The sequence below is a fragment of the Daeguia caeni genome (assembly GCF_042653845.1).
Lineage (GTDB): Bacteria > Pseudomonadota > Alphaproteobacteria > Rhizobiales > Rhizobiaceae > Brucella > Brucella caeni.
Window position 1 is genome coordinate 1 of record NZ_JBHSEL010000020.1, and the last position, 938, is coordinate 938.

Here is a 938-nt window from a genome sequence, read left to right on the forward strand (position 1 = left end):
CCGCCAGCTAATGTTATGGACCGAGAAATAGTGCAGAGCCTCCAGGAACAACCGGTCATCCCGCCCCTTGGCGCCGCGCCGCGCCGCGGCAGCGAGGCGCGAAAGACCTCCAGCACCACCGCCCAATCCGCTTCCGTCATCTTCGTAGACATGCCGACCTCCAGAATCAGTCGGCAATCCATGAATCACACTGGATTCCTTCGTGGAATCCTCAGGCCAATACCTGAGCCAATTCGTCCACACGGCCTAGCGAACGAATTTCGTTCGGTTGGTATCATGGGAATTTCCCATAATATGTCCTACAGGCACATTTGAATGTCGGAAAATCCGACAGTGACGGTCGGTAAGAATTTACCGGGGTCGGAACGAAATCCGTACCGACATCGTACGAAAATCGTCTGCATCTCCGTTAAGGAGACGCAGATGCCCGCATTGCTGTTACGGCAATGAAGGTGTTTCGAATTCCGAAATACCTTTCATCCAGAATTGGATAAAAGCCCGATGCGTCCAAATCTGGGCGCATTATGTCTCCCCAAATCTGGACGCATCCCCTTGACCGCCTGCCGCGCCTCTGCCAGCTTGCGGCAAACAGGAGGTGTTGTATGGCAAATGGTAGAATTATACATGTGTCTGTGTTGGGGCCGGATCAACAAAATTATCAGCCTGAAAAAACCTCAATCGCATTCCCGGCAGTTTCCCCTTTTGGGAGAAAACCCAATATTGCTAAACTGAAGGTGAGGGAAGAAAAGCTTGCACTTAAGAAAGCTGCTCGAAAAAAGAAAAATGCAGAAAAGTTTGCCCGAAAGCTGAAGGGTGGAAGAATTATTCAGGACTTGCGTGGACGTTCACCTACGGCTTAGAGCCCGACTCAACATTTCATTTTTGCGATACGCCTCGTCATTCGCCTGATTGAGGAGATGAGCATCCAAGCTTGTGAC

General features: G+C 50.9%; 1 protein-coding gene. It reads left to right on the forward strand.

Going from position 1 to position 938, the window contains the following annotated elements:
• Positions 1–602: 602 nt before the first annotated feature.
• Positions 603–860 (forward strand): hypothetical protein, encoded by a 258-nt coding sequence (locus tag ACFO1V_RS01740; protein WP_380075039.1) that lies wholly within the window; start codon positions 603–605, stop codon positions 858–860.
• The last annotated feature ends 78 nt before the right edge of the window (positions 861–938 follow it).